We start from the raw sequence: 2,665 nt of genomic DNA, 5'->3' as shown, positions 1-2,665 counted from the left end.
CGAAGCATTCGGAAAATAACCTGTGATAAAAATTGATAATTTATCGCCCGAATGCTTCGCCCTTACAGGAAAATAACCTGTGATAAAAATTGATAATTTATCGCCCGAATGCTTCGCCCTTACAGGAGTCAGGAGGAGGTTTGAAAATTTCTTTGCCCTCTCTGGAAATCTCAAAAAATGCACGCTTTTTCAGCTATACCCTTGAAAAACCTTGCACTTATTTTTGTGTTTATCACCCTCTAACCTTTGATATCTCTGGGTTTTACATTTATTCAGCATCCCCTAAATTAATGTCAGAAGTAGGGGATCTTTGAGTTATGCTATACTAACTTAAACGTAGTCGTTATGAGTTTGTATACTAGTATGACAAATTCCAAAGTAGAAAACACAGTAGAAAACTTAGTAATTATCGGTTCTGGACCCGCTGGTTACACCGCAGCTATCTATGCAGGAAGGGCAAATTTAAAACCCGTAGTATTTGAAGGTTTCCAAGCAGGTGGTTTACCAGGAGGCCAACTCATGACAACCACCGAAGTTGAGAACTTCCCAGGTTTTCCCCAAGGTATCACCGGACCAGACTTGATGGATAACATGAAAGCCCAAGCAGAACGGTGGGGCGCAGAATTATATACTGAAGATGTGATATCAGTTGATTTGAGTCAACGTCCTTTTACTATCCGTTCCCAAGAAAGGGAAGTAAAAGCCCATAGTTTAATTATCGCTACTGGTGCAACAGCTAAACGCTTAGGTTTACCAAGTGAACATCAATTTTGGAGTCGGGGAATTTCCGCTTGTGCTATATGTGATGGTGCAACTCCTCTATTTCGTAATACGGAGTTAGGGATTATTGGTGCGGGAGACTCAGCAGCAGAAGAAGCTATTTATTTAACTAAATATGCTTCTTTGGTGCATTTGTTAGTGCGTTCTGATAAAATGCGGGCTTCTAAAGCTATGCAAGACAGAGTTTTGAGTAACCCGAAAATTAAAATACATTGGCACACCGAAGCAGTAGATGTAATTGGTGAAGAAAGTATGAATGGTGTGCAAGTGCGTAATAATCAAACCGGGGAAGAAAGCACTATTCCCGCTAAAGGTTTATTTTACGCCATTGGTCACAAGCCCAATACAGAGTTATTTCAGGGACTATTAGAACTGGATGAGGTGGGGTACATTATCACTAAACATGGTGGTGTAGAAACCAGTTTAGAGGGTGTATTTGCAGCCGGTGACGTGCAAGACCATGAATTTAGACAAGCGATTACAGCAGCAGGTACTGGTTGTATGGCGGCCATGTTAGCGGAAAGATGGTTATCATCAAAGAATTTAATTCATGAGTTCCATCAAACCCAAATTCAAGGAACAACACCCCACCCAGAAACCCAGAAAGCAGAAACAGCAGCAGAATTTAATTTACAAGCAACAAGGCATAATGGGGGTTATGCTTTAAGAAAATTATTCCATGAGAGCGATCGCTTGTTGTTGGTAAAATATGTGTCTCCTGGTTGTGGCCCTTGTCACACCTTGAAACCGATATTAAATAAAGTCGTCGATGAATTTGATGGTAAGATTCACTTTGTTGAAGTTGACATTGACCAAGATCGAGACATAGCGGAGAATGCCGGTATCATAGGAACACCGACGGTACAGATATTTAAGAATAAGGAATTGGTAAAAGAAGTGAAAGGTGTAAAACAGAAAAGTGAATATCGACAGTTGATAGAAAGTAATTTGTAGGGACTGGGGACTGGTGACTGGTGACTGGTGACTGGTGACTGGGGAATGGGTAATAAATTTTATTTTTACCAATTACCAATTACCAATTACCAATTACCAATCACCAAACAAACAATATGATAACTATTCAAACCAAAGAATCTAAATTATGATTCAAGCTTTACCTGAAACTAAATTAATAACTTTTGCCGAGTTTATAGAGTGGTATCCAGATACAGGAGTTCGCTATGAATTATATGATGGAGTAATTGTAGAAATGACACCACCAGTAGGAGAACATGAAGAAATTATTGGCTTTTTAGTTGAAGAAATAGTCACAGAATATAAACGTCTAAAACTTCCTTATTTCATTCCTAAAACAGCTTTTATCAAACCACCAGAAAAAGAATCAGGATACTTACCAGATATAATATTGTTAAATCGTTCTAATTTAATTAATGAACCTTTATGGAAAAAATCATCTACAATTAGTGAATCAGCTTCAATTCCTTTAGTAGTTGAAGTTGTCAGTACAAACTGGCGTGATGATTACCATAAAAAACTTGCTGACTATGAGGAAATGTGTATTGCAGAATATTGGATTGTAGATTATGCTGCTTTAGGTGGTAGAGTGTTTATTGGCAATCCTAAACAACCAACTATTTCAATTTATCAACTGATAGAAGGAGAATATCAAGTTAGTCAATTTAGAGATGATGATTTAATAATATCACCAACTTTCCCAGAGTTAAAATTAACTGCTAATCAAATTTTTCAAGCTAGTTTGTAAGAGTGTAGATTATAATATAATTTTCATGCAAGTATAGCAGGGTAAGCTCATCTAATTTGGTATAAAATGAACTTGACAAAAGAAACAAGATAAGCAGCAGCGAGCAGAGAAAAATTTGACTTGACATGGGAGCAAAAGAAGTGAGATGAGGAGATAAGCTCC

Annotated in this window: 2 protein-coding genes; both read left to right on the top strand. The window is 37.6% G+C overall.

Annotation, left to right across the window (positions count from 1 at the left end; all coding sequences use genetic code 11):
* Window positions 1-345 precede the first annotated feature (345 nt).
* The gene (trxB, locus tag FFR48_RS27055; RefSeq protein WP_371851490.1) at window positions 346-1,734 is read left to right on the top strand and encodes a thioredoxin-disulfide reductase; all 1,389 of its coding nucleotides are present in this window, start codon (window positions 346-348) and stop codon (window positions 1,732-1,734) included.
* A 148-nt stretch (window positions 1,735-1,882) separates the two neighbouring features.
* Window positions 1,883-2,503 carry a Uma2 family endonuclease gene (locus tag FFR48_RS27050; RefSeq protein WP_137669484.1) on the top strand — a complete coding sequence of 207 codons (621 nt, stop codon included), beginning with the start codon at window positions 1,883-1,885 and terminating at the stop codon, window positions 2,501-2,503.
* Window positions 2,504-2,665: the final 162 nt, after the last annotated feature.

Source organism: Sphaerospermopsis reniformis (assembly GCF_005402885.1).
In the GTDB taxonomy this organism is placed as follows: Bacteria; Cyanobacteriota; Cyanobacteriia; order Cyanobacteriales; family Nostocaceae; genus Sphaerospermopsis; species Sphaerospermopsis kisseleviana.
This window is presented reverse-complemented; position numbering and strand designations above follow the sequence as displayed.